The sequence below is a fragment of the Amycolatopsis sp. NPDC114503 genome (assembly GCF_055633655.1).
On record NZ_JBVKDT010000002.1, the window covers coordinates 162,000 to 187,620 of the forward strand.

At 71.2% G+C, this 25,621-nt stretch carries 15 protein-coding genes; all 15 read right to left on the reverse strand.

The genetic code is table 11. The annotated features are described in order from the left end of the window. Positions 1-120: 120 nt before the first annotated feature. The 15 genes from ACZ7OI_RS08650 to ACZ7OI_RS08720 all read right to left on the reverse strand — a co-directional run bounded on the left by ACZ7OI_RS08650 (position 121) and on the right by ACZ7OI_RS08720 (position 25,342). Positions 121-342 carry an MbtH family protein gene (locus tag ACZ7OI_RS08650; RefSeq protein WP_470263556.1) on the reverse strand — a complete coding sequence of 74 codons (222 nt, stop codon included), beginning with the start codon at positions 340-342 and terminating at the stop codon, positions 121-123. Positions 343-380: 38 nt separating this feature from the next. After that, the gene (locus ACZ7OI_RS08655; protein WP_470263557.1) at positions 381-1,703 is read right to left on the reverse strand and encodes a lysine N(6)-hydroxylase/L-ornithine N(5)-oxygenase family protein; all 1,323 of its coding nucleotides are present in this window, start codon (positions 1,701-1,703) and stop codon (positions 381-383) included. Positions 1,704-1,768: 65 nt separating this feature from the next. After that, positions 1,769-5,548 (reverse strand): SDR family NAD(P)-dependent oxidoreductase, encoded by a 3,780-nt coding sequence (locus ACZ7OI_RS08660; protein ID WP_470263558.1) that lies wholly within the window; start codon positions 5,546-5,548, stop codon positions 1,769-1,771. Between the two features lie 34 nt (positions 5,549-5,582). After that, a complete protein-coding gene (locus tag ACZ7OI_RS08665; protein WP_470263559.1) occupies positions 5,583-6,365 on the reverse strand; it encodes a thioesterase II family protein in 783 nt (260 codons plus the stop codon). A gap of 16 nt (positions 6,366-6,381) precedes the next feature. Further along, a complete protein-coding gene (locus tag ACZ7OI_RS08670; protein WP_470263560.1) occupies positions 6,382-7,062 on the reverse strand; it encodes an FMN-binding negative transcriptional regulator in 681 nt (226 codons plus the stop codon). A 29-nt stretch (positions 7,063-7,091) separates the two neighbouring features. Then, positions 7,092-7,955: a dimethylargininase gene (gene ddaH, locus ACZ7OI_RS08675; RefSeq protein WP_470263561.1), complete on the reverse strand. Its 864-nt coding sequence runs from the start codon at positions 7,953-7,955 to the stop codon at positions 7,092-7,094. Positions 7,956-8,100: 145 nt separating this feature from the next. Then, entirely contained in the window at positions 8,101-8,874 is a 774-nt protein-coding gene (locus ACZ7OI_RS08680; protein WP_470263562.1) for an inositol monophosphatase family protein, read from the reverse strand. Between the two features lie 17 nt (positions 8,875-8,891). Next, a complete protein-coding gene (locus ACZ7OI_RS08685; protein WP_470263563.1) occupies positions 8,892-9,920 on the reverse strand; it encodes a TauD/TfdA family dioxygenase in 1,029 nt (342 codons plus the stop codon). Then, positions 9,917-10,840 carry a methyltransferase domain-containing protein gene (locus tag ACZ7OI_RS08690; RefSeq protein WP_470263564.1) on the reverse strand — a complete coding sequence of 308 codons (924 nt, stop codon included), beginning with the start codon at positions 10,838-10,840 and terminating at the stop codon, positions 9,917-9,919. The genes ACZ7OI_RS08685 and ACZ7OI_RS08690 overlap by 4 nt, the downstream gene beginning before the upstream one ends. A 39-nt stretch (positions 10,841-10,879) precedes the next feature. Next, positions 10,880-12,277 (reverse strand): hypothetical protein, encoded by a 1,398-nt coding sequence (locus ACZ7OI_RS08695; RefSeq protein ID WP_470263565.1) that lies wholly within the window; start codon positions 12,275-12,277, stop codon positions 10,880-10,882. After that, complete coding sequence (locus ACZ7OI_RS08700; RefSeq protein ID WP_470263566.1) at positions 12,274-13,659, reverse strand: aminotransferase; 1,386 nt, start codon at positions 13,657-13,659, stop codon at positions 12,274-12,276. The genes ACZ7OI_RS08695 and ACZ7OI_RS08700 overlap by 4 nt, the downstream gene beginning before the upstream one ends. 32 nt (positions 13,660-13,691) lie before the next feature. After that, a complete protein-coding gene (locus ACZ7OI_RS08705; protein ID WP_470263567.1) occupies positions 13,692-14,672 on the reverse strand; it encodes an NAD(P)-binding domain-containing protein in 981 nt (326 codons plus the stop codon). Between the two features lie 26 nt (positions 14,673-14,698). After that, positions 14,699-16,570: an FAD-dependent oxidoreductase gene (locus ACZ7OI_RS08710; protein WP_470263568.1), complete on the reverse strand. Its 1,872-nt coding sequence runs from the start codon at positions 16,568-16,570 to the stop codon at positions 14,699-14,701. Next, on the reverse strand, positions 16,567-17,823 hold the full coding sequence (locus ACZ7OI_RS08715; protein ID WP_470263569.1) for a hypothetical protein: 1,257 nt from the start codon (positions 17,821-17,823) through the stop codon (positions 16,567-16,569). Before ACZ7OI_RS08715 ends, ACZ7OI_RS08710 begins: the two co-directional genes overlap by 4 nt. Continuing rightward, entirely contained in the window at positions 17,816-25,342 is a 7,527-nt protein-coding gene (locus tag ACZ7OI_RS08720) for a beta-ketoacyl synthase N-terminal-like domain-containing protein (RefSeq protein WP_470263570.1), read from the reverse strand. The genes ACZ7OI_RS08715 and ACZ7OI_RS08720 overlap by 8 nt, the downstream gene beginning before the upstream one ends. Positions 25,343-25,621 lie beyond the last annotated feature (279 nt).

Below are 25,621 nucleotides of genomic sequence, written 5' to 3' on the forward strand. Positions count from 1 at the left end.
CGCGGCCTTGCCGCCGCGCGCCGACCGAAACCGGAAGATGGTCCTCGAAACCCTCGTACTGCACGGAAACCGGCCGGCACGCGTCGACGTCACCTTCGGCGCGTCACCCGGTCCCCCGGGTTACCGCGCGTCCGCGGCCATCGCGTCCCGCAGGCTCTTCGGGCGCAGATCGGTCCAGTGCTGCTCGACGTAGTCCAGGCACTCCTGGCGTCCGTCCTCGCCGAACACCACCCGCCAGCCGGCGGGCACCTCGGCGAACGCGGGCCACAGGGAGTGCTGTTCCTCGTCGTTGACCAGGACGTAGAACCGGCCGTTTTCGTCGTCGAACGGGTTGTTGCTCATGATTGACGCGACCTTTCGATGGGAATCGGATTGCTTCGTCAGCGCGCGGGCAATGCGACCGCGTAGGCCAGTTCGCTGCGCACCCGGCGGTGCGTGATGGACTCCGCGATCTCCCCGCTGCGCACCGCGACGTTGGACAGCAGGGAAGAGGTCAGCCCGTGCGTGTGTTCGGTGCCGCCCTGCAGGTAGATCCCGCCGGGCAGCTCCAGCTCGGTGGCCAGCCGGTAGTCCCGCTCGACCCGGTAGCGGCCCCTGCCGTCCCGCGGCAGGTGCTCGCCGAGCGCGGCGAGCAGCCTCGTCGGCTCCATCTCGTCGTACCCGGTGGCGCACACCAGCGCGTCCACGTCGAGTTCGCGAGCGCTCCCGCCGAGCAGGGAGTGCAACAGGATCCGGGTCTCCTCGCCGTTGCGCCGGATCCGCTCGATCCTCGCCAGCCGGATGAAGTCCAGCCGGCTGGACTTGCGCACCTCGTCCTCGTACTTGCGCCGGAACAGGTCCCGGATCACCTCGTCGTCGACCACCGAGTAGTTGGTGTTGCGGTGGTATTTCCAGAACGCCTCGCGCGTCCTGTCGGATCCGAAGAAGTGGTCGTCCACCGCGTCCGGGTCGAAGACCTGGTTCGCGAAGGGGGTGTCGTCCGCGACCGAGTAGCCGTACGACGGGATGATCGCGGACACGGTGGCGTGCGGCAGCGAATCGTAGAGGAACCGGGTGATCTCGGCCGCGCTCTGGCCGGCGCCGGCGACCGCTACCCGGCGCAGGCGCGCGGGGTCGTGCCGGGAGAACTTCCGGATGAACTCCGAACTGTGCCAGACCCGGTCGTCCCGTTCGACGCCGTCGGGCATCTTCGGGGCCAGCCCGGTCGAGATCACCACGTTCCGCGCCCGCACCACCCGCCGCTCGCCGCGGCGAAGATCCCGGACGTGCACCTCGAGGTACTGCGGCCGCCCGCCGCCCGCCGGCAGCTCGATGCCGGTGACCTCGGTGTCGTAGGAGACGTTCTCCGCGAAATGCGCCCCGGCCCATTCCAGGTAGTCGTGGAACTCCTGCCTGCTGGGGAAGAAGTCCTGGTTGTTCACGAACTGGACGAGCCGGTCCGAGGAATGCAGGTAGGACACGAAGCTGAAGCGCGACGTGGGATTGCGGAAAGTGACCAGATCCTTGAGGAAGGAGATCTGCATCTTCGTCGAAGGCAGCAGCATGTTGCGATGCCAGCCGAACTCGGGCTGTCGTTCGAAGAAGGCCATGGAAACCGGCCCGGCGTCGCCGGGATCCTCCGCGAGAGCGATCGCGAGGGAAAGGCCGGCGGGGCCGAAGCCGACGCCCACGACGTCGTACACTTGGGGTTCAGCAGTGGTCATCGCGGGTTCTCCCCCATTGTGTGCCTGCGGACTGGACGGAACGGAAACGGCGCGCTGCCCGGCGGTCATGTGCCGGCCTTGATCATCCCGGCGAGATCGGCCACGGTCGGATTCGTGTAGAGCTCGTTGATCGACAACCGGACGGCCAGCTGCTCGGTCATCTTGGCCAGCAGCCGGGTGGCGTGCAGGGAACTGCCGCCCAGATCGAAGAACGAGTCGTCCCGGCCGATCCCGGTGCGGTTGAGGACGTCGGACCAGATCCGGGCGATGCGGTGTTCGAGTTCGTTTTCCGGACCGCGGCGCTTCCGGCGCGGGCCGTTCGCGACCGCAGCGGCCAGGAGGCGGCCGGGGTCGGCCGGGATGTGCGGCACCGCCAGCACGCGCACCGGCACCGGGCAGCTCCGCAGGTCCGGTTCCAGCGCCGCGTGCACGGCCGCCGCGTCCACGGCGTCTCCGGTGTAGGCCACCAGGATCTCCTGCGGCCGCAGGTCGTCCGGCGCCACTTCCCCGAGGATGGCCGGGTTGCCGAGGTCGAGTCCGATGAGGACGTAGTGCGACGGGAACGCGGCGGCGGTCAGGAACGAGCGCAGCCCGTCCTCCGGGTCGATCGAACGGTACCCGCGCAGCCGGGCCGGTCCGGCCGGCTGGCCGCGGTTCATGCCGACGTCGGTCCACATGCTCCAGGCCAGGCACCGGACCGCACGCCCGCGCGCCCGCCAATGATCCGCGAAACCCACCAGGAACGCGTTGGCCGCGGCGTAGGCGCCGAAGGAATGGCCGCCGAATTCGCCGTTGACCGAGCCGAACAGGACGAGCGAGGCGTCCGGCCGGTCTTCCAGCACTCCGGCGAGCGCCAGTGTGCCTGCCACCTTGGCGCGGTACATCCGGTCGAAAGTGGACAGTGCTTCCCTGGCCAGTGCGTGCTGCTCCAGGTTTTCCCACTGCGAGGCGGGATCGGCGCCCGCGAGGTGCAGGACACCGTCGAGCGGGCGGCCCCAGCGTTGTTCGGCTTCGGCGACCGCTTCCCGCAGCGCGGTTTCGTCGGCGACATCGAGCTGGCGGTACCGCACCTCGCCGAGCCCGGTCAGGTCGGCCAGCCGGGCGGCCTTCTCGCCTTCGGCGGCCGAGCGGCCGACGAGCAGCACGCGGATTCCGTACGTGGCGAGCAAATAGCCGACAAGGCCGTGCGCGATCCCGCCCAGCCCGCCGGTGATCAGGTACAGCCCGCCGGCGACCACGGGCGCCGTGCCGTCCGCCTCGGTCTCCTCGACCGGGCGCAGCTTCGGCTGCCAGCGCCGGCCCGCGCGGACCGCGACGACCCCCGAACTGTCCGGATCGGACAGTTCGGCGCGGACCGCCTCCGTCCACTGTGCACTGTCGGCGGGAAGGTCGACCTGCCGGACGAGGGGAAGCACTTCCTCGGTGCCTGCCGTGCGGACCAGCCCCGGCAGCGCGCACGCACCGAGGTCGACCCGGTCTCCTTCCCGCACGAAAACCGCGCCCGCGCTGAGCACGAGCAGCGCAGGCCGGCCGAACTCCCCGCCGGCCAGCACGTGCAGCAGGGACAGCAGCCGGCTGGTGATCGCGGTCAGCCGGGAGGCCGGGTCGGCGGCCTCCCGCTCGGGCAAGGACCAGCCGAACACGATCGTCGCGATCGGCCCGTGCTGTGCGGTCGCCCGGGTCAGCAGGCGGCGCAGGTCGTCCTCGTTCCCCGGAACGACGCGGAACCTCGTGGGTGTCTCCTCGGCGAACCGGTCCCCCGCACTGACCGCGACCACCTCGTCGCCCAGCCCCAGCGCGTGGAGCTGGCCGTCCTCGGCGAACACCAGGCGGACGCCGTTCCCGGCGGTTCCGGTGCTCTCGGGCACGCTCGACCACTGGCGCCGGAAGAACCAGGTGCGCTCTCGCGCCGGTTCCTCCCCGGCGCAGGCAAGGCGGACCACCCGGTCGGCGAACCGGCCCGCCCGCAGATCGGCCACCAGCGCGGCACGCTGGATCTTGCCGCTGGAGGTCTTCGGGAACTCCGCCTCGGTGACCGGGACCAGCATCTCGGGGGCCACGCCGACCTCCCGCACCAGCGCGGCGCGCACCTCCCCGCAGACCTGGTCGAGCCGATCGGCCTCCCAGCGCTCCGGGACGAAGAAGAGGGTCAGGCGGTCCGAACCTTCGCCCGGCTCGCGCACTCCGGCGGCGGCCGCGAAGGTGGTCCGGACCCCGTCCACCCGGTGCGCCACGCTCTCCAGCTCGTGCGCCAGGTAGTTGATCCCGCGCACGACGATCTGGTCCTTCTTGCGCCCGGCGATCACCACCTCGCCCTCGTGCAGGAACGCCAGGTCGCCGGTGCGGAACCAGCCGTCCGGGTCGAACGCTTCCCGGTTGGCCCCGGGGTTGGCGTGGTAGCCGGACATCATGGTGACGCCGCGGATCTGCAGTTCGCCGACCCGGTCCTGAGGAAGCACCTCGCCGTCGGCTCCGACCACGCGGACGCGCACCCCGGGAACCGGTCCGCCCACAGTGGACAGTGTCACCGCGTCCGGTTCTCCCGGCGCCACGTGCCGCACCGCCCCGTCGAGCGAGGACGAGGCGATGGTGACAGTGCCCGCGGCCCGGTCGTCGCGGCTCTGCCGGGTGTAGGTCACCCCGGAACAGGTCTCGGACATGCCCCAGCACGGCCGTACGGCGTCCGCGGCCAGCCCGTGCGGCGCCAACAGCTCCAGGAACAGGTGGCTGGTCGCGGCGACGACCGGCTCGCCGGCGTTGGTGAAAGCGCGCATCCGGGACAGATCCCACTCGCGGCGCGCGATTTCGTCCGCCTGCTCGTTGATCAACGCGAACGCGAAGTTCGGCGCCCAGGTGTTCGTCGCCCGGTACCGGTCGAGCCAGTCCAGCCAGGCCAGCGGGTCGGCGAGAAAGCTGTCGGTGCGGGCACGGACGTGCGTGGCGCGCAGGAACACGTCGCGCACGTTGTAGTAGGCCACGGTCACGTGGTCGAGCGGCATCCAGATCACGCTGACGTCGTCTTCGCGATAGCCCTGGGACTGCACGGTCGCCCAGGTCCGGCCCGTCACGCTCGCGTTGGTGTGCTGCACGCACTTGGGCACGCCGGTGCTGCCCGAGGTGAGCAGGTTCAGCACCGGCGAATCGGGCTTCGTCTCGAACCAGTCGCCGGCGCGCGGATGCTCGATCAGGTCCGCCACGGTGAGGATGCGCACCTCCGGCTCGCCCCACAGCTCGCGCACCTCGGCCAGGGCCGGCGCGGTCGCCGCGTCGGTGAGCAGCACCGGCCGGGCCAGGAGGTTCCACGCGTTGCGCAGCTTGCGGTTCGTCTCGTTCGGCGTCCGGTAACTGGTGGCCACCGCGACCGGCGTCGGCACGAATCCGCCGAGCACGCAGGCCCAGAACGAGGTCAGGTAACCCCGATCGTCTTCGAACTGGAAGAGCACCGCGTCGCCGGGGCGCAGGCCGGCGGCCCGGAGCCCGCCGAGCACGCGTTCGGCCTCGGCCAGCAGCTCCGGATAGGTCTGGACCTCGTCAGCGCCGTCCGGTCCGATGTAGACGGTGCCCTTCTCCGGAGCCAGCTCCGCCGCCTGGCGCAACGCTTCCTGCAAGGTGGTCGCGCCGCCGTCCGGAACCCGGACGTCCCCGCCGTACACGTCCGACGACGGGGCGCTCGTACCGCCGGTCGCCGCGGGGGCTTCGACCGGAGCGGACGCGGCCGCCGGAGCGGTCGCCGCGCGCACCGCGTGGCGCACCACCGCGACCGCCTCCCGCACGCCCGGCACCGTCCGCGCCGCGGCGGACAGGTCCGACACCAGTCTCGGGTCGATCGTTTCGGGCGTGGTCATGACGCCGTCCCCTTTCTCCTCGGCATCGGGGCCGTCACCGGGGGTCGTCCCGGTCGCCGGCCAGCAACGCCTGCGCGAGGAAATCCAGCACCGTCCCGGTCGCGTCGAGGAAGTAGAAGTGCCCGCCGGGGAAGAGCCGGGTGCGGAAGCGGGCGGTGGTGTGCGCGGACCATTCGCCGAGGGTGTCCTCCGGGGCCTGCGGGTCGGACTGTCCGGAAAGGACGGTCAGCGGACAGCCGAGCGGCGCGCCCGGCTCCACCCGATGGCTTTCCCAGAGCCGGAAATCCGCGCGCAGGGTCGGCAACAGGTCCGCCATCACGTACTCGTCCTCGGCGATCTCCGGTTCGATCCCCCCGAGCCGCGCCACTTCGGCCGCGAACTCCCGGTCGGAGAGGTCGTGCAGCCGCCGTACCCGTCCGGCCGCCTCCGGCGCCGGCTGGCCGGACAGGAAAAGGTGAGCCGGTTCGGGCGCGCCGCCGTCCCGCAGCGTCCGCGCCAGTTCGTAGGCGAGCACCGCGCCGCCGGAGTGCCCGAAGAACGCGAACGAACCGTCCATGATCGGCCGCAGCGCATGGGAAAGCGTCTTCAGCAACCGGGGAACGTCGGTGATCGGCGGCTCGGCGATGCGGTTCTGCCGTCCGGGCAGTTGCACCGCGGCCAGTTCGATCTCCGGCGGGAACAGCCCGGCCCAGTCCAGGAAGGCGCCCGCGCCCGCCCCCGCGTGCGGGAAGCAGATCAGCCGGTGCCGATGTCCTGGCCGTTTGGCCCGCCAGATGTAGGGGGTCTCCTCGAGGAGTTCCGAGGTGGTGTGCGTCATCGTCTCAGATGCCCCTTTACCGCCCCGGATTCGGAGCATCGGCTGTTTCCCGCTCGCTCAACCGGTGCATGAGCTCGGCGGTCTCCCGGCGGCTGCCGGAATCGTGCCCGGCGAAGCAGCGCCGCACGCGTTCCCGGACCTCGGGTTTCTGTTCCTGGCTCAGCTTGAACATGCCTTCGGCGGCGGAAACCTCGAACCGGAAGGCCCCCACGCCCGGCAGCAGCCGGTGGAAGTACCCGACCGAATCGGTCATGTCCCAGCCGGTGCCCAGTTCGGCTTCGAACGCTCGCACGGTGGACTGGACCACGTCCATCGTCTCCTCGGGAGAGGAGATCTTCGACAGTTTTCCGTGTACGTGCACGGAGGTGAAGTCCCAGGTCGGCGCGGCAGGCGACTGCCGGTAGACGGTGGGCGAGACGTAGCCGTTCGGTCCGGTGAAAACCAGCAGCGCGGGGGTCTCCGCGCCGAGCGCGGCCCAATGCGGGTTCGCCCGGTTCAGGTGCCCGAGCAGGGTGGCGCCGGCCAGTCCGGCCGGCCAGTCGCCGGGGCTGCGCGGATCGGGGATCACCGGCAGATGGGTCGCGAACGGGCTTTCCCCCGCCGGGCCCGCGGTCGCCAGCAGCGCCAGCGGATTTCCGCGGATCAGTTCGGCCAGCCAGGAATCGTCCGGCTCGCGGTACTGAGATGGCACGAACATCGCCCCGCCCCTCTCGGATAGTGGTCTGGTCACCGATCGCCGGTGCGGTGCAGTTCCAGGGTGCAGCACTTCACGCTGCCGCCGGCCTTGAGCAGTTCGGTGAGGTCGACGCCGATCGGCTCGAAACCCCGTTCCTTCAGCTGAGCGCAAAGCCCGGTCGCCTGGTCCGGCAGAACGACGTGCAGCCCGTCGGACAGCGCGTTCAGGCCGAACACCTCGGCGTCCGCTTCCTCCGCGACGATCGCGTCCGGGAATTGCGCCGCCAGCAGTTCTCGGCTTTCCGGGGAAAATGCCTTCGGATAATACATGATTTCGCTCTCGGAAAGCACCGCGAGCGCGGTGTCGAGGTGATAGAACCGGGGATCGACCAAAGACAGGCTCACCACTCGCCGACCGAAGAACTCGGCCACCTCGTCGTGCGCCTGGGAATCGCTGCGGAAACCGGTTCCGGCGAGGATCACCTCGCCCGCGCGCAGGAAATCTCCTTCGCCTTCGTTGGTGTGCGCCGCCTGCCGGACCTCGGTCCATCCGCGGCCGGAAAACCACTCGAGATAGGGCTGCGACTCACCGGTCCGCTGCTCGTGCCTGAACCGGGCCACGAGCGCCTTGCCGTCCTCGACGATCGCGCCGTTGGCGGCGAACACCATGTCCGGCAGCCCCGGCACCGGCTCGACCAGCTCCACCTTGTGGCCCAGCTCGACGAACAAGTCGTGCAGGTGCTTCCACTGGGTCAAGCCGAGCGCGCCGGAGGTCGGCATGGCCGGATCCATCCACGGATTGATGGAATAGCACACGTCGAAGTACGTCGGCCGGCACATCAGATATCGCCGCGGGCGGGCGGAGCGAAGAGGGGATTCGGGTCGCTGTTCGACGGCGTTCGGCACTCTGATCATCTTTTCTCTCGCTGATTCTGCGGGAAATCTCAGGTGGCACAAAACCCATTCACGCGCTATTTCACGCTAATGAGCGGCGGCTTTGCCTGTCAACAGAACGGGCGTCCGCGCGGCCGATGCTGTCCTGTCGACAGGACGGGCGGGGTCAGCGCACGAGGGCGAGGGCCTTTTCGTGCAGCTCGGGGTCCCCGCAGGCGAGGATCCGGGACTGGGAAAACAGGTGGAGTTCGCCTCCGGTCCACTCCGTGACCACCCCGCCGGCGCCGTGGACCACCGCCGCGGGAGCGAACACGTCGTATGCCTTCAGGCCGCCGTCCACCGCCAGATCCGTGCGACCGGACGCCAGCATCGCATACGCATACGAGCTGGCACCGTACAAAGTGTACTGAACGGACTCGCGGACGACCTCGAACGCCGCCCGTTCCTCCGGGCGGAAGAAATCCGGGTTAGAGCAGGTGGCCAGCGCGGCGGTGAGATCGGCGCAGGGTCTCGTCCGCACCGGCACGTTGTTGCGCAGCGCGAACACCCCGCTTTCGCCCACCCACCGGTCCCCGGTCGCCGGGTAGTCGAGCACTCCCAGCCAGGGCCTGCCGCGCCGGCTGAGGCCGATCAGCGTGCCGTAGACGGGGATTCCCGCGATGAACGGCGCCGTGCCGTCCAGCGGGTCCAGCACCCAGACGAATTCGGCGTCGAGCCGGTGCGAACCGAATTCCTCCCCGAGCACCCCGTGCTCCGGATAGCGGTCCGCGATCAGTTCGCGCAGCCTGGTCTCGACGGCGCGATCGGTCGCCGTGACGAAGCTGTTGTCCGCCTTGCATTCCACCGCTATCGACTCGGTCATCGCGCGGTTCAGCATCCTGCGGCTTTCGTCCGCCAGCGATTCGGCGAACCTGATCAACTCGGCGACCGCCGCGGCCATCGGCACTGTCCTTCCGGTTACCGGGTCAGGCTGACGAAATGGCGGCGGGAGCCGGTGTAGCCGAACCGCCCGTGCTGGAGCACCCGGTTGTCCAGCACGAGCAGATCGCCCGGCCGCATCCGCACCGCGCGGGAGGTCCGCCACAAGGCGCCGCGCAGGAACGCGATCAGCTCCGGATCGATCGGGGCGCCGTCGCCGTAGGCGGTCGTCGCCGGGTATTCCCGGTCGGGCAGATCGGGGGGAAAGAGCGGGTGTTCCCGCCAGTACGAGCAATGCAGTTCGGTGACCTGGTTGAACCACAGCTCGACGCCGCTCTCGGGATGCGTGGCGAACGCGTCGTGCCGGTAGTCGTAGCGCAGTTCCCCGGCATCGCCCCACGCGACCCGGCAGCCGGCGGACACCAGCTTCTCCTCGATCGCGTCCCGGTCCTCGGTGCGGAAGGTGTCCGCCCAGCCGGTCTCCCCGAGGGAGGATTCGCGGGCAAGCCTGCGGTAGTACCGGATTCCCTTGTCCCGGAACGCCTGTTTGACCTCGTCCGGGATGATCGCCGCGGTTTCCCGGATGTCGTTGACCGGCACCTCGCCGCCGCTGGCCGCGGCGCTCTCGCAGAAGAACAGGATCCGGCGCGGGAAACTCGGCAGGTAGGCCATCTCGTTGTGCGGCGACAGCGTGATCCGGGGATCCTCCTGGCTGGCCTCGAGCGCGATCCCCTCGTCTTTGCCGCGGACCGCGATGCCGCCTTCGTAGCCGCTGCGGTCGTACCCCAGGCCCCGCACGAACCGCTCGAACCCGGCCCGGTCCCGCAGCGGCAGGCCGCGGACCAGAACTCCGCCGTGCCGGGGCAGTGCCTCGTCGACGGCCGCCCGCACCGCGGCGGGAGACGCGGGCTCGTCGGAGCCCAGCACCGGAATCGTCCCGCCGGCGTCCGGGACGCTCTCCGGGAAGTTCGGGTGCGCCGATCCGGCCAGGAACTCCCGGCCCCGCACCGGCACCCGGAACGGCGCGCCGGGTTCGAGCCGGCGGAAGACCGTCGTATCCGCAGTCATTCGCGTCCTTCCGGGTTCGAGGGGCGGCCGCGCAGCACGCAGATCTCGTGGTAGATCGGCACCGCCGGGTCCGCGGCGAGCAGGTCGCGGGCGGCGCTCGCCGAAAGGGGCGCCTTCCCGGACGGATCGGCATAGAACTCGCAGGCGAAGTCGCGTTCCCCGCCGGCCCCGCGCAGCGCGGACTCCAGCGCGGCGAAGAAGGAGATGTCGGTGCGCTGGTGCTGCCGGACGATGCGCGCGGCCAGTTCCTCCGCCCGGTAGCCGTTGGCGGAGAACATCCGCGACAACGCGTCCTTGCCGACCCGGCACCCCAGCATCAGCACCACCTGCGCGCGCGGTGCGCACGACCGGATGCTCCGCAGCAGCGCCTCGATCAGCCCCATGCCCACCGAGTTGAACGGGTAGCCGTGGAAGGCCGTCCACGGGTAGTAGTGCGCGATGTGGTCGTCGTTGCGCGGGCCCGCCCGGACCGCGCCGCGCAGCTGCGCTGCACGGAATCCTCGGCACATCGCGTCGTCCGGCTCGGGCACCTGCGGCAGGCAGGCCACCACGACATCGGCCGCGGCCGCCGCGGCACGCGCCGCCGGGGTGCCGATCAGGTCGACCGAACCGTCGATCGGCCGGAAGCGGTCCAGCAGGTCCGGCACCGCCTCGGCGACGAACCGCCGGGCCAGCGCGGGCAGCCGGGGGTCGAGGTCGCTGCCCATCACCAGCGCGGCCGCGCACTCGCCCAGCATGAACGCGGCGTTCGCGCCGGAGCCCACCCCGACCTCGTACACCCGCCTGCCGCGGAGCCCTGCCCTGGCCAGCCCGGCCTGGAACGTGGTGGTCCACGGATCGGCCGGATCGAACGCGAAACTGGGCACCGCCTCGGAGTCCCCGCCTGCGGACTGGGCCGATACCGCGAGTAAGCCTTTCATCTGCCTTTTCTTCCCTCCGCGCCATTCGATTCGGGTCCGCTAGTCGATCAGCACGATCTCGTTCGCCTGCCCGCGCAGGCAGTGGTCGGATCGCATCGAGGCGGCGTAGCCCCCGGCGTTGAGGAGCGCGACGTGATCGCCCTCCCGCAACCGGGGCAGCACGTGGTCCACCGCCCACTGGTCGAGCGCCTCGTTGATGTTCCCCACCACGGTGTAGGTTTCGGCGCCTTCGCCGTAGCGGGGCGCCACCGCCACCGGTTCGCAGTGCAGGCCGTAGAACGCCGGTTCCATCGCCAGGTTGAATCCCGCGTCCAGGCCGGCGAACAGCACGACCCGCCGCCGCTCGACGTAGCTGACCGTGGTGAGCAGCAGGCCGGCGTCCTTGACCAGGTAGTCGCCCGGCTCCACGCTGACCGCCAGCCCGCGGCCGGCGAACCGGTCCGCGATCGCGGCGGCCCAGCGGTCCAGATCCAGCGGCCGGTCCCGCTCGCGGTGCGGAACGCCCAGCCCGCCGCCGAGGTTGACCTCCCGCAGTTCCGGGAACTCCGCGGCGAACCCGGCCAGCTCGTCCAGCGCCCGTGCCAGCTCGTCCAGCTCCGCGTCCAGATATCCGCAGCCGACGTGCATGTGCAGCCGGACGATCGACAGATCCCGTTTCGCGGCAACGGCTTTCGCCTCGGCGAGGTGCTCGCGGTAGATGCCGAACTTGGTCGTCGCGGCCCCGCTGTAGCTGAGCCGGTCGTCGCCCTGGTAGCCCACCCCGATCCCGGGGTTCACCCGCAGGCCGACCGCGCGCCCCGGAGCGAGCCGCCCGTAGGAGTCCAATGCGGACACCGAATCGAAATTGATCTTGATCCGGGCGAACTTCGCCAGTGCCTCGAGGTCCGCTTTGGACAGCGAGGTGCCGGTGAACGAGATGTCCTCGCCGGAGAATCCGCAGCCGAGCACATGCCTCAGCTCGCCGACCGAGCAGACGTCCACTCCGCACAGCTCGTGCACGCGGAGGCCGGTCAGCAGCGCGGGCGACCGGTTGGCCTTCACCGCGTAGTGGATCCGGTGGTCCAGACCGGCCGCGGACATCGCCGCGGCCAGCCGGGCGACGTTCTCCCGCACCCGGCCCGCCCGGTACACGTAGGCCGGCGTGCCGACCTGGCCTGCCAGCTCGCCGAGATCGGTCCGCCCCAGGTGCAGCCGGCCGGCCCGGTAGGCCAGGTCCGGCCGCTGCCACCAGTCCGGCGGCCGCGGCCCGGGCACCAGCCGGAGCCGGTCGGCCAGCTCGCCGAGAGCGGTGGCGACCAGGTCCCATTCGCATTCGTCGTCGAGGAGCACCGGCAGCCGGTCCGCGCCCTCGTTCGTGGCGAGGGCCTGTTTGACGCGCAGCACGGTCAACGGCGCGGTCAGCCCGCGACAGTCGAGGATCGCCGGGGGTTCTGTCATCGCGGCGCTCCCAGGTTCCCGGCGCGCAGATCGCCTTCCGCCCGCGCGAGCGAGGCGGCCATGATGTCCGCGATGCGATCGATCTCTTCCTTGCCGACGACCAGCGGCGGCGACATGATGCACAGGTTTTCGAACGGGCGGACGAGCAGCCCGGCCTCCTGGCAGTACTCGTCGACCCGGGCCGCGATCGCCTGGTTGCGCGCGGTGGGACCGGTTTCGCCGGGCACCCGGCATTCGACGCAGGCCATCAGGTGGTCGCCCCGCACCGCGGCGACGATCGGCGACTCCCGCACCTCGCGCAGCCGGCGGATGAAGTACGGGCCCACCTCGCGCACGTGTGCGCAGAGGTCCTCCCGTCGCATGATGCCGATGTTCGCGATCGCCGCGGCGCAGGCGACCGGATGCCCGGAGTAGGTGAACCCGTTGGAGAACACCGGTTTGTCCCGGCGGGCCGCGGCGGACATCGCCTCGGCCACCCGGTCGGACATCAGCACCGCGCCCAGCGGCTGGTATCCCGAGGTCAGGCCCTTGGCCGTGACGATCATGTCCGGCACGACGCCGAACCTCGCCTCCGAGGCGAAGAAATGGCCCAGCCGGCCGAATCCGGTGACCACCTCGTCGGAGACGTAGAGGATGTCGTGCTCGCGGCACAGCTCGTACGCGGCCTGGTGGTACCCGGGCGGCGGCACCAGCACGCCGCCCGAAGCGAGCACCGGTTCGGCTATGTAGCAAGCGATGTTGTGCGCCCCGATGCGTTCGATCGCCGCCGCCATGTCCGCGGTGAGCCGGTCGAGCGTCTCCTGGGCGGTGGCCTCGGCGTTGTCCGGGTCGTACCCCGGGCTCGCCAGGTGATGCGCCCAGCCGCTCTCGTAGCGGAAGTCGGTGCGGTCGGCGTCCTTTCCGGACAGCGAGGCGGCGAGGAACGTGCTGCCGTGGTAGGCGTTCGCCCGCGCCAGCACGTGGTATTTCCCCGGCTGCCCACGGGAGGCGAAGTGGTACTGCGCGATGCGCACCGCGGACTCCACCGCGGTCGAACCGCCGGTGGTGAAGTGCACCCGGTTCAGGTCCCCCGGCGCGAGTTCCGCCAGCAGCGCGGCGAGTTCCGCGGCCGGTTCGCTGGAAACGTCGCCGAACGGCGTGAAGTAGGCCATCCGCCTTGCTTGTGCGGCGATGGCCTCGACCAGTTCCTCGTTCCGGTAGCCCACGGTGACGCACCACATGCCGCCGATGGCGTCGAGATAGCGTTTGCCCGCGCTGTCGGCGACCTCGGTCCCTTCGGCCGAGGAGATCACCAGCGACTCCTGTTTGCCGAGGCCGCTGAGGTCCGCCCACGGGTGCAGCACGTGCCGGGCGTCCTGTGCCACCGGATCGTTTGTCGCCACGCCCCAAGTCCTTTCTGTTCCGATGTCCGCGGTCACGGCCGGCCGAGTGCGGCCCGGAGCTGGTCGTGCGCCCGGGTCAGCCCGCTGGTGCGGGCCATTTCCCCGTAGTCCGCGAGGGACGGATAACCGGCCGCGGCCTCCTTGTCGAGCGCGGCGACGAAGTCCCCGTTCCGGATGCCGGCCAGGATCTCCCGGCCGCGGTCCTTCACGTCCTGGCCGAACACGGTGCCCAGGTAGCGGTGGACCCCGAACCGGCAGGTCGGCGAGCCCTGCTGCTCGACCACCTCGTACAGGCCGGTGGCGGCGGCCTCGGCGACCATCTCGGCCATCTCCCCGGAGGCGTGCATGTCCAGCAGCGCCGGGACGCTGTCGTAGCCGGATTCGACCAGTACCTCGAACGCGGTCCGGAAGGCGTCCAGCAGCAACGGGGTCAGGAACTGTTCCTGGAAGAGGTCCAGTTCCGTCTCGGTGGCGCAGGACACCGGGAGCACGCCGCGGCGGGTGAAGCCGACCGCCTTGGCGATCGCCAGCGTCCGCTCCAGCGCCTTCCCGGTCGCGTCCTGGACGACGTCGGCGAACGCCAGCACGCCCGAGCCGTCCAGGTAGTGCTGCCGGATCGGCTTGCCGAACATCTTCGGCGCCAGCAGCGCGACGTCCACTGTGGACGGCGGGGCGATCCGGCGGTACCGCACCGAAAACCCGTGTGCCAGCACGAACAGGTCGCCGTCCCGCAGGTTCGGCGCGAGCTGTGCGGAGAAGACCTCGGGATGGGCGTCGTCCGGGATGAGCAGGATGACCACCGAGGCGTTCGCCGCCGCCTCGGCGATCGGCCGGGTGTCGAACCCGTCCGCGACGGCGGCCTCCCGGTATTCGTCGTCACGGTTGCCGATGAGGACCGGGACGCCGCTGTCCCGGAGATTGGCGGCGAAGGCCTTTCCCTGGATGCCGTAACCGATCACGGCCACCGTGGCGCCTTCGATGTGCCGAACGTCCGCGTCGGATTCGAAATACATGAAGGGCACTCTCCAGTCTGGTGAACTCATTCGGCGCCGCTGCCGGACACCGGTACCGTTTCCCCGTCCTGACGCGGGCCGAGCCGGCGGTCCTGCGGATCGCAGTGCGCGAGGTTCCGCTCGTGGATTTCGGCGAACCGGTCCCATTCCCGCTGACGCCGCCGCTCGTCCCAGCCGAGCAGCCCGGCCATTTCGGCCAGGATCAGGTCGAGCACGTTCCGGTCCAGCGCACAGCGGCCCGCCGGGTCGAACACCACCGCGTCCCGGATCGCGCCCGAATTCAGCAGGTAGTCCGCGTAGCTGTAGGCCATCTGGTACTGCACGTGGTGGCGCACTTTCCCGCGGAGGAAGCCGGCGTCCCCGCGACGGGCGTCCCGCTGCATCGCGAACCGGTCCTCGCCGCGGACCGGGAGGAACGGCGTCCGGCGCGTCGTCGAACAGCCGAGCTTCTTCACGCCCTTGCGCCGCAGTTCGCGGGCGAGCGCGTCGCCGAGTTCCTGGCCGGCCCAGCGGAACTCGGTCAGTTTGACGTTGATCAGGTCGAGCACCGTCCCGCCGCCCCGCCGGTGCCGCACGATCCGGAACATCCGGGACAGGTCCTGTGCGGAGATCTCGCCGTCCCCGGCGGCCGCCAGCGGCCGGATCCCGCAGAACACGTTGAACACGTCCCGCCTGCCGACCTGCCAGGGGCCGGCCACCAGTTCGTTGTAGGCGTCGAGCAGTTCCTCGACCTCGTCCGCCGTCGGCACCACCAGATCCGGATCGGCGTGCGGCCGGTCGGTGGTGGTGAGCTGGATGTACCAGAGCCCGTGGTGGTGGAACGGCCGCAAGTAGTGCTGCCGTTCCGGGTTGAGCGGCACCAGGCCGACCCGGAACCGGGGGTCGGCGGCGAGGCTTTCGTGGATGAACCGGTTCGTCACCTCCAGGTGCGAACCCCGCGAGTAGACCATCGACGCCCGCTCGTCCGAGCCGGCGGCACGGCCGCGGGTCCGGTCCAGCCACGGTCCCGACGCGTTGGTGACGGTGTACGCGCGCACCGTCACCTTCTCCGGCAGCTCTTCGTCGCTGAACCGGCGTGCCAGCGTCACCAGGAAGCACCCCGGTTCGGGCTGCCATTCGCAGCTCTCGAACTCCACGTGGCACAGCGCGCGCAGCGGATGCCGGGCCGTGCCGCGGTAGTAGGCGTCGCGAATCGCCTTGAGCACCAGCACTTTGTCGTTGTTCGCCTTGCCGTCCCAGTACTCGATGCCGCCCAGGACGTTGCCCGCGGCGAGGTGCGGCAGCTTGCGGTGCACCGCCGCGCGGTCGCGGAAGATCCTGGCCTTCCCGAACCGCGGGGACAGCCCGCACCACGCCCACACCGTCGTGAACAGGTCGTAGAGCACGATGCCGAAGAACACCGCGCCTTTCTTCTCCGGGCTGTCCGGGAAGACGCACACCACGTTCGGGGTTTCTTCGACGGTGCGGTCCGCGGTTTCCAGCAGGATCTTCCGCTCCCGGGTGCCGAACCAGACCAGTCGCAGGTCCAGCCAGGCCGAGCGCAGGTTGGCCGCGGGCGACTGCCTGATCCGCGGATCCCGGCGCAGTCCGCTCGCCAGCAGCAGCCGGTGGAAGGCCATCCGCAGGTACCGGATCCCGGGGTGGATCGCCTTGCCGGTCTTGCTCGACGTCTCCCCGCCGAACGCGCCGCGGTCGACCAGGATCGCGCTCGCGTTGCCCCGGGAGGCGAGGTCGCGCAGCACTCCCGCGCCGGCCGCGCCGCCGCCGACGATCACCGTGTCGTGGACGAATCCGGTGCGGTCGTCCGCCAGTTCCCGGAATTGGCGCGCCACGTCCGTCATGGCGAACGACCGCGTGGTCGACGGGGTCGCGGGGAAAGCCCGCCGGAACCGCTTCACTGTGCCCGACCTCCTCGTCGTACCGCGATCACGCGGTGGTTGGTGTCCCGCCAGGCGCGAAAAGTCACCGCCCGTTCGGCCGGCTCCGGCGAAGTCGCCGGCCGGTGCCAGGCCCGCTCGATCATGTAGCCCATGAACGCGCGCAGCGCGTCCGCCGGCATGCCCCGCCGGCCGCTCCGTTGCTGCACAAGGAGTTCCTGTGCCTCGCGCTCGCGCACCATGCGCTCGAACGACGGCCAGTCGAACGCCCACAGGCCGTCCAGCCGGTCGAACACCGGCCGCCACCGAGGCAGGTGCTCAGCGACCCGGCGGCCGAGCCCTTCCGGCACCGCGGCCGGATCGACGTCGGTCTCCGCGCCGGCGAACCACAGGTCGAACAGGAAGACTCCGACCTTGCCGCGCACCTCGAACGCGACGGCCGGCTGATCGTCGGCCCGCTTGTCGAAGTTTCCCATCCGCACCAGGGACTCCGGCGTGCTTCGCTCCATTTCGGACAGATTGCGCAGCAGCCAGTCCAGCTGGTGGGTGCCGGGCAGGGAGCGGTTGGAGACCCCGGGAACCCCGGGGTCGTATCCCCGCGCGCGCAGTGCCTCGCGGTCGGTTCTGCCGAGGTACCAGTCGTCTCCGCTGCGGGCCACGGCAGCTCCTTCGGTCCGCACGTCGAGGAGCTGGTTCAGCAGCACGGCCAGCGCGGTGCTCAGCACCGTCTTGCCGGCGCCGGGACTGCCGTTGAACCCCATCACGAACAGCCCGTCCGGCCGGCGCCGCCGCTTTTCGCCGAGGATCCAGCGGGCCAGCGGGAGGTAGAGCTGCCACAGGTCGGCCACCGGCACGGTCGAGGGGTCCGGGCAGCCGAAGTATTCGCGCCACCATCCGGCGAACGGCCGCCACACCCGGGTCAGCAGCGCGAGGTGTTCTTTCACCGCCGCCGGTCCGGCTCCGAAGCCGAACGCCGCCTGGATCGGGTCCTCCCCGGCCGTCGTGACGAGCATGCGCAGCTCTTCGGCGCTCGCCGGGCGGCCCCGCGCGATCGACCGCAGCACCGGGGCGAGGTGCCGGTTGATCGCGTCCCGGTGGCGGGTGCCGACCGACGCGAACCGCACGTCGTCGTCGCGCAGTTCGGCGAGCGCCGCGTAGGCTTCGGCGGACAGCAGGAACGGCGGCGCGGCGATATCGCGTTCCCGTCGCGCCCATCCCTCGATCGCGGCGACTGTCGACTCGTACCGTGCCGGTGCCAGCTCGCCGCTACGCATCGCGGTACTCCGTGAGCAGCGTGCGGAGTTCGCCGAGACGCCTCCCGGGTTTGGCGATCTCCGCCAGCGGTACGTCCTTGCCGAACCGCTGGGCGAAATCACCGCGGATCCGCACGTAGTCCAGCGAGTCCAGGCCCAGTTCGGCGAGCTGTCCCGCCTCGTCCCACCGATGCAGATATGCGCTCAGGAACGCCCGGATCCCGTCCTGCTCCACCGCCGGCGTGTCCTCTTCGGGCTTCGCGGGCGGTCGCTCCCGGTCCCCTGCCCGCGTTCCGGCGAGCAGCGGGAGGCGTGACCACGGTTCGCGCCGCCAGTCCAGTCCGCTCCCGACGAAGGTGCGGGCCGAATGGCCGGCCAGCGCCACCGCGACCACCTGCCCGAGCAGGCCCAGCGCGGTGCCGGACGCGAGCGGCGTCTCGCCGTCTGCCCTGGCCGATGCCAGTGCCCGTTCGTTGCGCGCGGCCATGCCGACCTCGCCCCACGAACCCCAGTCCACCGTGACGACGTCCGTGCCGGACCACCTCGCGTAGGCATCCATCCACCCGTTCGCCGCCGCGTAGTTCGCCTGGCCCGCCGCGCCCAGCAACGCGCTCGTGGAGGAGAACGCGACCACCCACGGCGCGCCGAGCCCGGTCAGCCCGGCCAACGCGAGCTTGGGCGCCAGCACCGTTTCGAACCGGCCGGGATCGAGGTTGCGCACCACTCCGTCGTCCAGCACGCCGGCGAGGTGGAAGATCCCGGCGAGCGGGCCGATGCGTTCGGCCAGCGCTGGGACGTCCAGCTCGCGGGCGAAGTCGACCGGCACGAACCGCACTCCGCGCCGCGGCCGGGCCGGCGCGCTCCGGCCGGACACCACGATGTCCGCCGCGGCCACCCGCTGGTGGTGGAGCAGCCAGTCCACGACCACCGCGCCGATTCCGCCGGTGCCGCCGGTGACGAGGTAGCTCCCCTCCGCGGCGCCGAGGGTGCCGGGCGGCAGCTCCGGGGCGACCGCGGGCAGCAGCCGCTGCGCCAGCGGATATCCGTCCCGCCACGTCAGATCGGCTTCCTCGGGACACGCGCGCAGCAGCGCGTCGACCCAGGCGGACCGGTCGGCCGGCCAGTCGCGGACGTAGATCCGCCGCACGGCCGGCCCCGGCTCTTCGAGGACGAACGAACGGGTCATCCCGGCCACCAGCCCGCTGTGCGCGTGCTCGGGCAGCACGAGGCTGAGCGTTCCGCGAGTTTCGTGGTGCGCCAAGGACTTCAGCAGTTCCAGGAACAACGCGCAGTACTCGGCGGGCGATTCGTCCCGAGGCGGCGGGCACAGCAGCGCCGCGTGCGATTCCGGCCCGGTGAGCCGCTCCCGGAGGAACCGCGGCGCCTCCGGGGAGAACTCCGTCCAGGCGACGTCGGCTTTCCCGGCGGCCGGGCGGACCGGCGCCCAGTGCAGTTCGTACAGCGGCACGTCGTCGGCGACCGGGTCGAGCCGGTGCAGGAAGGCGGTGACGCCGGCGAGGATCTCGTCCCGCCGTTCGAGGATGAAATCGTGCCCCCCGCGATGGATCCGCACGTCGACCACCGGGCTGCCGGTGAACGCGGCCCAAGCTCCGGCCGACGCGGCGGGGAACGACGGGTCCCCGTCCCCGCAGTGCACCTGAACCGGGCAGTCCACCACTCGCCCGCGGGCCGCGACCCGGCCCGCCGAACGAGCGTCGAACGCGAGGTCGGCGGTCAGCGCGGGGAGCACGGTCTCCCGCCACGCCGGGTCGGTCCGCAGTTCCGCGGGCGCCATCAGATATTCCGCCGGATCGACGTCCACAGTGGACTCGGTCTCGGCCGGGGCGCGGCCGACGACCACCACTGCGGTGACCCGTTCCGCCCAGTCCGCGAGCGGCCCGCCCAGCAGGTCGAAGGCGAGCGACGCGCCGAAACTCAGACCGCAGAACGCAACCGCGCCCGTCTCCGCGTCCGCGCGGATGGCAGCGGCCAGCTCGCCGAGCACAGCGTCGTCGGCCGTTCCGTCGCCGTGCCGCGGGAGCACCGCCACCACGTCGAGCCACGGGGGCGCGGCGTGTGCCCACGACCGGAACGCCTCCGCGCCGCCGCCCGCGTACGGAAAGCAGTAGAGCCGCATCCGCGCCGCCGGTTTGTCGACGAATCGGGTGAGCGGTTCCGATTCCGCGGTCTCCGGGAGCCGAGGCGCCACGTAGATCGACGCGGCCGGCTCGGTCCAGTGACTGGTCCGCTCGAACCGATAGGTCGGCAGCAGACGGTGGGTCGCCCGCTCCCCCTCGTGCAGCGCCGCGAAATCGACCGCAGCGCCTCGGCACCACAACGCGCCCAGCGTGCGCAGGAAAGCCGTCTCGTCGTCCCGGTCCGGGTTCGCCGCGTCCGGCATGGCCGCGATCGGAGCCGGGCCGGCGGCGCCGGTGTGCCTGAGGATCTTCCCGGTCAGGGAAGTGAGCACGGTGCCAGGGCCGATTTCCAGCACCACGTCGGGTTCCCACTTCAGCAGCAGCTCGACGTCCTCCCGCCAGCGCACCGGCGAGAGCAGGTGGTCCGCCCAGTGCGTTTCCGGCCGGTACCGCGCGTCCAGCCAGGTCCCGGTGAGGTTGGCGGCCAGCGGGATTTCCGGGGTCCGAGTGTCCACTTCGGACGCCGCCGCGCCGACGCGTTCGGCGACCGGGGCCAGCAGGCCGCTGTGGAACGGGTGCGAGACCGGCACCCGGCGACAGCTGAAACCCTTCTCCGGCAACGCTTCGGTCGCCTCGCGCAGAGCACTGTCCGTGCCGGAGAGGACGATCTGGCCGGGCGCGCTCTCGACGGCCCACCACAGCTCGTCCCGCCCGTCCACCCATTCGGCGAGCAAGTCCTCGTCGCCGGCGACGCTGAGCATCCCGCCGGCGGGCGGCAGGTCCTCGGTCGCCTTCGCCCGCGCGGCCACCAGCGCGGCCGCCTCGTCCAGCGTCAGCACCCCGGCGATCACCGCCGCCGCGTATTCGCCGATGCTGTGCCCGGCCACCGCGACCGGCCGCACCCCGAGTTCGAGAAACGTCCGCGCCAGCGCGTACTCGACCGCGAACAACCCGCACTGCGTGACGAGCGGCCGGCGCACCGATTCGTCGTCGGCCGTCAGCAGCAGCTCGGCCATCCCGGTGCCCAGCCGGTCGGAAAGGCCGGCGCACGCCGCGTCGAAATGCCGCCGGAACCGCCCGCCGTCCGCGCGGCCCCGGTACAGCCCGCGGGCCATTCCCGCGGTCTGCGAACCCTGGCCGGCGAAGCAGAACGCCACCGTGGCCGCCTGCCCGGGGACGGCGACCGCCTGCGGCGGCTGCTCGGCCAGCTCCCGCAACCCGGCCTCGGACAGCACCGCGGCGCCGCGCAGCGGGTGCGCCTCCTTGCCGAGCTGTGCGGAACGCACCAGCGGCGCGAGTTCCGCCTCGGGAGCCTCGGCCAGCAACCGCACCAGGTCGGCCGCGTTGCGCCGGTAGGCGCCCTCGCTCCGGGCGGACACCGGCACCAGGTGCATCGACCGCGCCGAGGGTTCTTCCGGCGGGCGTTCGGGGGGCTCTTCGAGGATCACGTGCGCGTTCGTCCCGCCGATCCCGAAGCTGGACACCCCGGCCCGCCGGGGCAGCTGGACGTCCGGCGTCGCGACTGTCCACTCCCGGCACGTTTCCTGCACGGTGAAGGGGGATCCGGCGGCGTCGACGAAATCCACCAGCTTCGGGTTCAGCGTCCGGTAGTTCACCGTCGGCGTGAGGACCCGGTGGTACAGGCACAGCACGGTCTTGATGAACCCGGTGATCCCGGCCGCGCAGTTGGCGTGCCCGATATTGCCCTTCACGCTGCCGATCGCGCAGTTGCCGCTGTCGAACCCGGCCGTGGCGCGGTGCTGGTCGAACGCGTCGAGCAGGCCCTTGAGCTCGATGGCGTCGCCGATCCTGGTCGCCGTCGCATGACACTCCACATAGGACAGTTGCTCGGCGGCGACGCCGGCCATGGCGATCGCGTCGGAGATGCACTGCGTCTGGGCGCGTGCGCTCGGCGCGGCGTACCCGGCCTTCGCCTTCCCGTCGTTGGACACGCCGAATCCGGTCAGCACGGCCCAGACGTGGTCGCCGTCCGCGAGCGCGTCGTCCAGCCGCTTCAGCACGACCGCGCCCACCGAGTCGCCGAAGAGGGTGCCGCTGGCCGCCTCGTCGAACGGGCGAACGTGCCCGTCCATGCTGCCGACCAGGCCCTCCGCGTAGCGGTAGCCGAAGTGCGGGAAGGTCAGCGCCGAGCCGCCCGCGACGGCCATGTCGCACTGCCCGGCGCACAACGCCTGTGCCGCCTGCGCCACCGCGACCAGCGCGCTGCTGCACGCCGAGGTCACGGTCATCGCGGGGCCGCCGAGGTCGAGCAGGTAGGCGACCCGGGTGGCGAGGTAGTCCTTCTCGTTCCCGATCTCGGTGAGGAACAGTCCCGCGGGGTCGAGCGGCGTGGTCAGTCCGCCGCCGCGGAGGTGGTGGACGAGATAGCCGTCGATGCCGCAGGCCGCGAACACGCCGGTGCGGCGCCGGTACGGGTTGGCCGCCCTGGCGTATCCGGCCTGTTCCAGCGCTGACCACGCGGTCTCGACGAACACCCGGTGCTGCGGATCCATCAGCTCCGCTTCGCGGTCGCCGATCCCCCAGAATCCGGCGTCGAACTTGTCCGCGTCCGCGAGGACCTGACCCGCGGGCACCCACTCGGGATGCGTGTACACCTCGTGCGGGACTCCGTTGGACCGCAACCGGTCCCGGTCGAACACGGTCAGCGAGTCGGTGCCGTTCTTCAGGTTCTCCCAGAACTGCTCGAGGGTTTCCGCGCCGGGGAACCGGCCGGACATCCCGACCACGGCGATCCGCACGGTCTCGGCAGGCCCGCTCCGCCGCGCCGGGGCCGGCGCGGGCCGCTCGCCGCCCGCGCAATGAGCCGCCATCGAGCCCAGCGTGCTGTACTGGAAGACGTCCACCACCGCGAGCGAAATCCCGAACCGCTCGGCCAGCAGGCCGGAAAGCCGCGCCGCGCTGAGCGAATCCCCGCCCAGGTCGAAGAAGTTGTCCTCGGCTTCGACCGACCGCAGACCCAGGACCTCCTGCCAGACCTGCGCCACCCGCCGTTCCGCCGAGCTGAGCGCCCCGGTCTCCCCGGCCGGCTCCTCCCGAGGGGGCGGCGGCAGCGCGGACAGGTCGAGCTTGCGTGCGTCGTTGCCGCTGATCGGCACGGCGTCCAGCCCGACGAAGTGACGGGGCCGCGCGTATTCCGGCAACTCCCGCTTCGCCCGGCGTCGTGCCCGGGCCAGCACGGCCTCCGAGGGGCGGCCCTCGTCTCCGAGGACGTAGGCGGTCAGGCCGGTCGGCTGGCCGGTGCGGTCGTCCAGGACCGGGCGCACGATCGCCCTGGCCACGCCGGGCTGTTCGGCGAGCACGTGTTCCACCGCGCGCAACGAAACCTTGAACCCGCGCACTTTCACCACATCGCCGGTGCGGCCCAGGATCTGCAGCTCGTCGCCGGGGAGCAGGCGGGCGCGGTCGCCGGTGCGGTAGAACGTGGCGTCGCCGAACGCCGAATCCCGCAGGGCGGCGGGACAGCGGACGAACCGCTCCGCGGTCTTCTCCGGATCGTCGAGATATCCGGCGGCGACTCCGGGGCCCGCGAAGTACAGCTCGCCCACGCTTCCGCGGGGCACTGGCTCGCCCGCCTCGTCCAGCACTGCCGCGGCGCTTCCGGCGAGCAGCGACCCGGCAGGCGCGAACGCCGAACCGGCACCGCCGCCCGGCCGCGCGGGCAGCAGATCGGCGTACGAAACGTCCAGGGATTCCCAGGTGCTGTAGGAGTTGACCACCCGCACGTGCGGGGGCAGCACGGCGGCCGCCTTCGCCACGACGCGGGACGGGACGACCTCGCCCATCAAGAACCAGGCCTCCATGTGGCCCAGGCGGCCGGCGAGGGCCGGACCGGCCACCGGATGGTCGAGGAGGCTCTCGAACAGCGACGGCGGCACCACGAGGCGGGTGATGCGGAACTCCTCGATCGTGCCGACCAGCCGGACCGGATCGACGATGTGCTCGTCCGGGACGACCACGGCGGTCCGGCCGGCCAGCAGGGGGCGCACGCATTCCCAGGGGAAGAACACGTTCAGCCCCTCGCGGGACGATTTCCGGTACGGGTAACGGCGGTACCGCGCGTCGAAGCAGTAGAGGCAGCTCGCGTGGCTGTTCAGCACCGCCTTCGGCGTGCCTGAGGTGCCGCTGGTCATCGAGACCAGCGCAATGTCGTCCGGGGCGAGGACCGGGAAGCCGACCGGTGCCAAGGGCAGGCGCGGCGGCCCCGGTTCCGGAGCGACGATCAGGTGCCGGCCGGCGGCCCGGTATTCCGGCGGCAGGAGCCCGGCCAGTTCGGGGGTGGTCAGCACGACCTTCACCCGGGCGCTGTCCAGGAACCGCTCCAGCAGGGCGCTCGGCCAGTTCTTCTCCAGCAGGCAGGCCGGCGCACCGGTGGACAGGCAGGTCAGCAGACTGACGCAGTACCCGGCCGACCGCGGGAACAGCAGCCCGACCGGATCGCCCTTCCCGACCCCCAGCGCGGCCAGGTCGCCGGCGAGCGCGACGACCTGGCCGGCGAGCGCCCGGTAGGTCCACCGGTGCGGGCCGTCGACCAGCGCCGGTGCTTCCGGGGACCGGCCGACCTGGTCCAGGAACCGGTCCCGGATCGTCTCCGTCGGCACTGGTTCCGGTTCCGGTTCCGGCGCGCCGGTCAGGACGATCGACGGCCCGATCCCGGCTTTCGCCCGCTCCAGGTGGCGCCCGACACTGGCCAGCAATCGCGCCTGCTCGGGGAAGTGTCCGCCCGGCAGCGTCTCGACGGCGACGGGCGTCCCGGGCGCGAAATACTCCCGCCAGGCGACCAGTTCGGCCGGGTCGACGGTCCGGTCGTCGGCGCCGCCGTACACGACGCACGGAACGGACAACGCCTGCCGGTCCGGCCGGTCGCGGTACTCCCCGGCAAGCCGCAGGTCGGCCCGCAGCGGCGGCAGGATGAGCCGCGCCAGATCGCCGTCGTCGAGCGCTTCCCCCGGCACCAGTCCCCACAACCGCACCAGATCGAGCAGCTGTTCGTCCGGCAAGTCCGGTCGCACCGCATCGGACAGCCCGAGATGCGGGGCGCGATAGGCGGAAAGGAAAAGGAGCTCCGGCGTCGGACCGTCCAGCCGAGCCAGTCTCTGACCTACCGCGAAGGCTGCCAGTGCGCCGAAACTGTGCCCGAAGAGCGCGAACGGCGAGCCGTCCGCATGCCGCAGGACCAGATCGGCGAGCTCGGCGACCAGCTTGTCCCACTGCCGGTAAGGCGCGGCTTCCCGGTGCCTCCCCCGGCCTGGAAGGGAGTACGACACCACCTCGACGTCGTCCGCCAGCCCGTCCGGCCAGTCGGCGAAAGCGGAGTGCCCGCCCCCCGCGTGCGGAAAGGCGAACAATCGGAAAGCGATATCTTCCCGCTGACTGAGAACCACGGGATCAATTCTCGGAGCAGAACTCGATTCCTCTCCGGAGCGGAGCATGCAATACCTCCGATAATACCCCGAGAAAAGGGGTCAGACGCGGAGATGCGGACACCGCAACGCATTGGCCGCGGTCAAGAAGAATTGATTGTTTACCCACGGTAGCATCGAGCTTCACAGCAGGTCAAGAATTCACCCGCTCGACACTATCCGCCAATTGGCCAATCATTACGCGGGCGTCGTCCGCCGCGTGCGGTCGTCTTGTTGCCAAGACATTCTCCGGCAACCGGG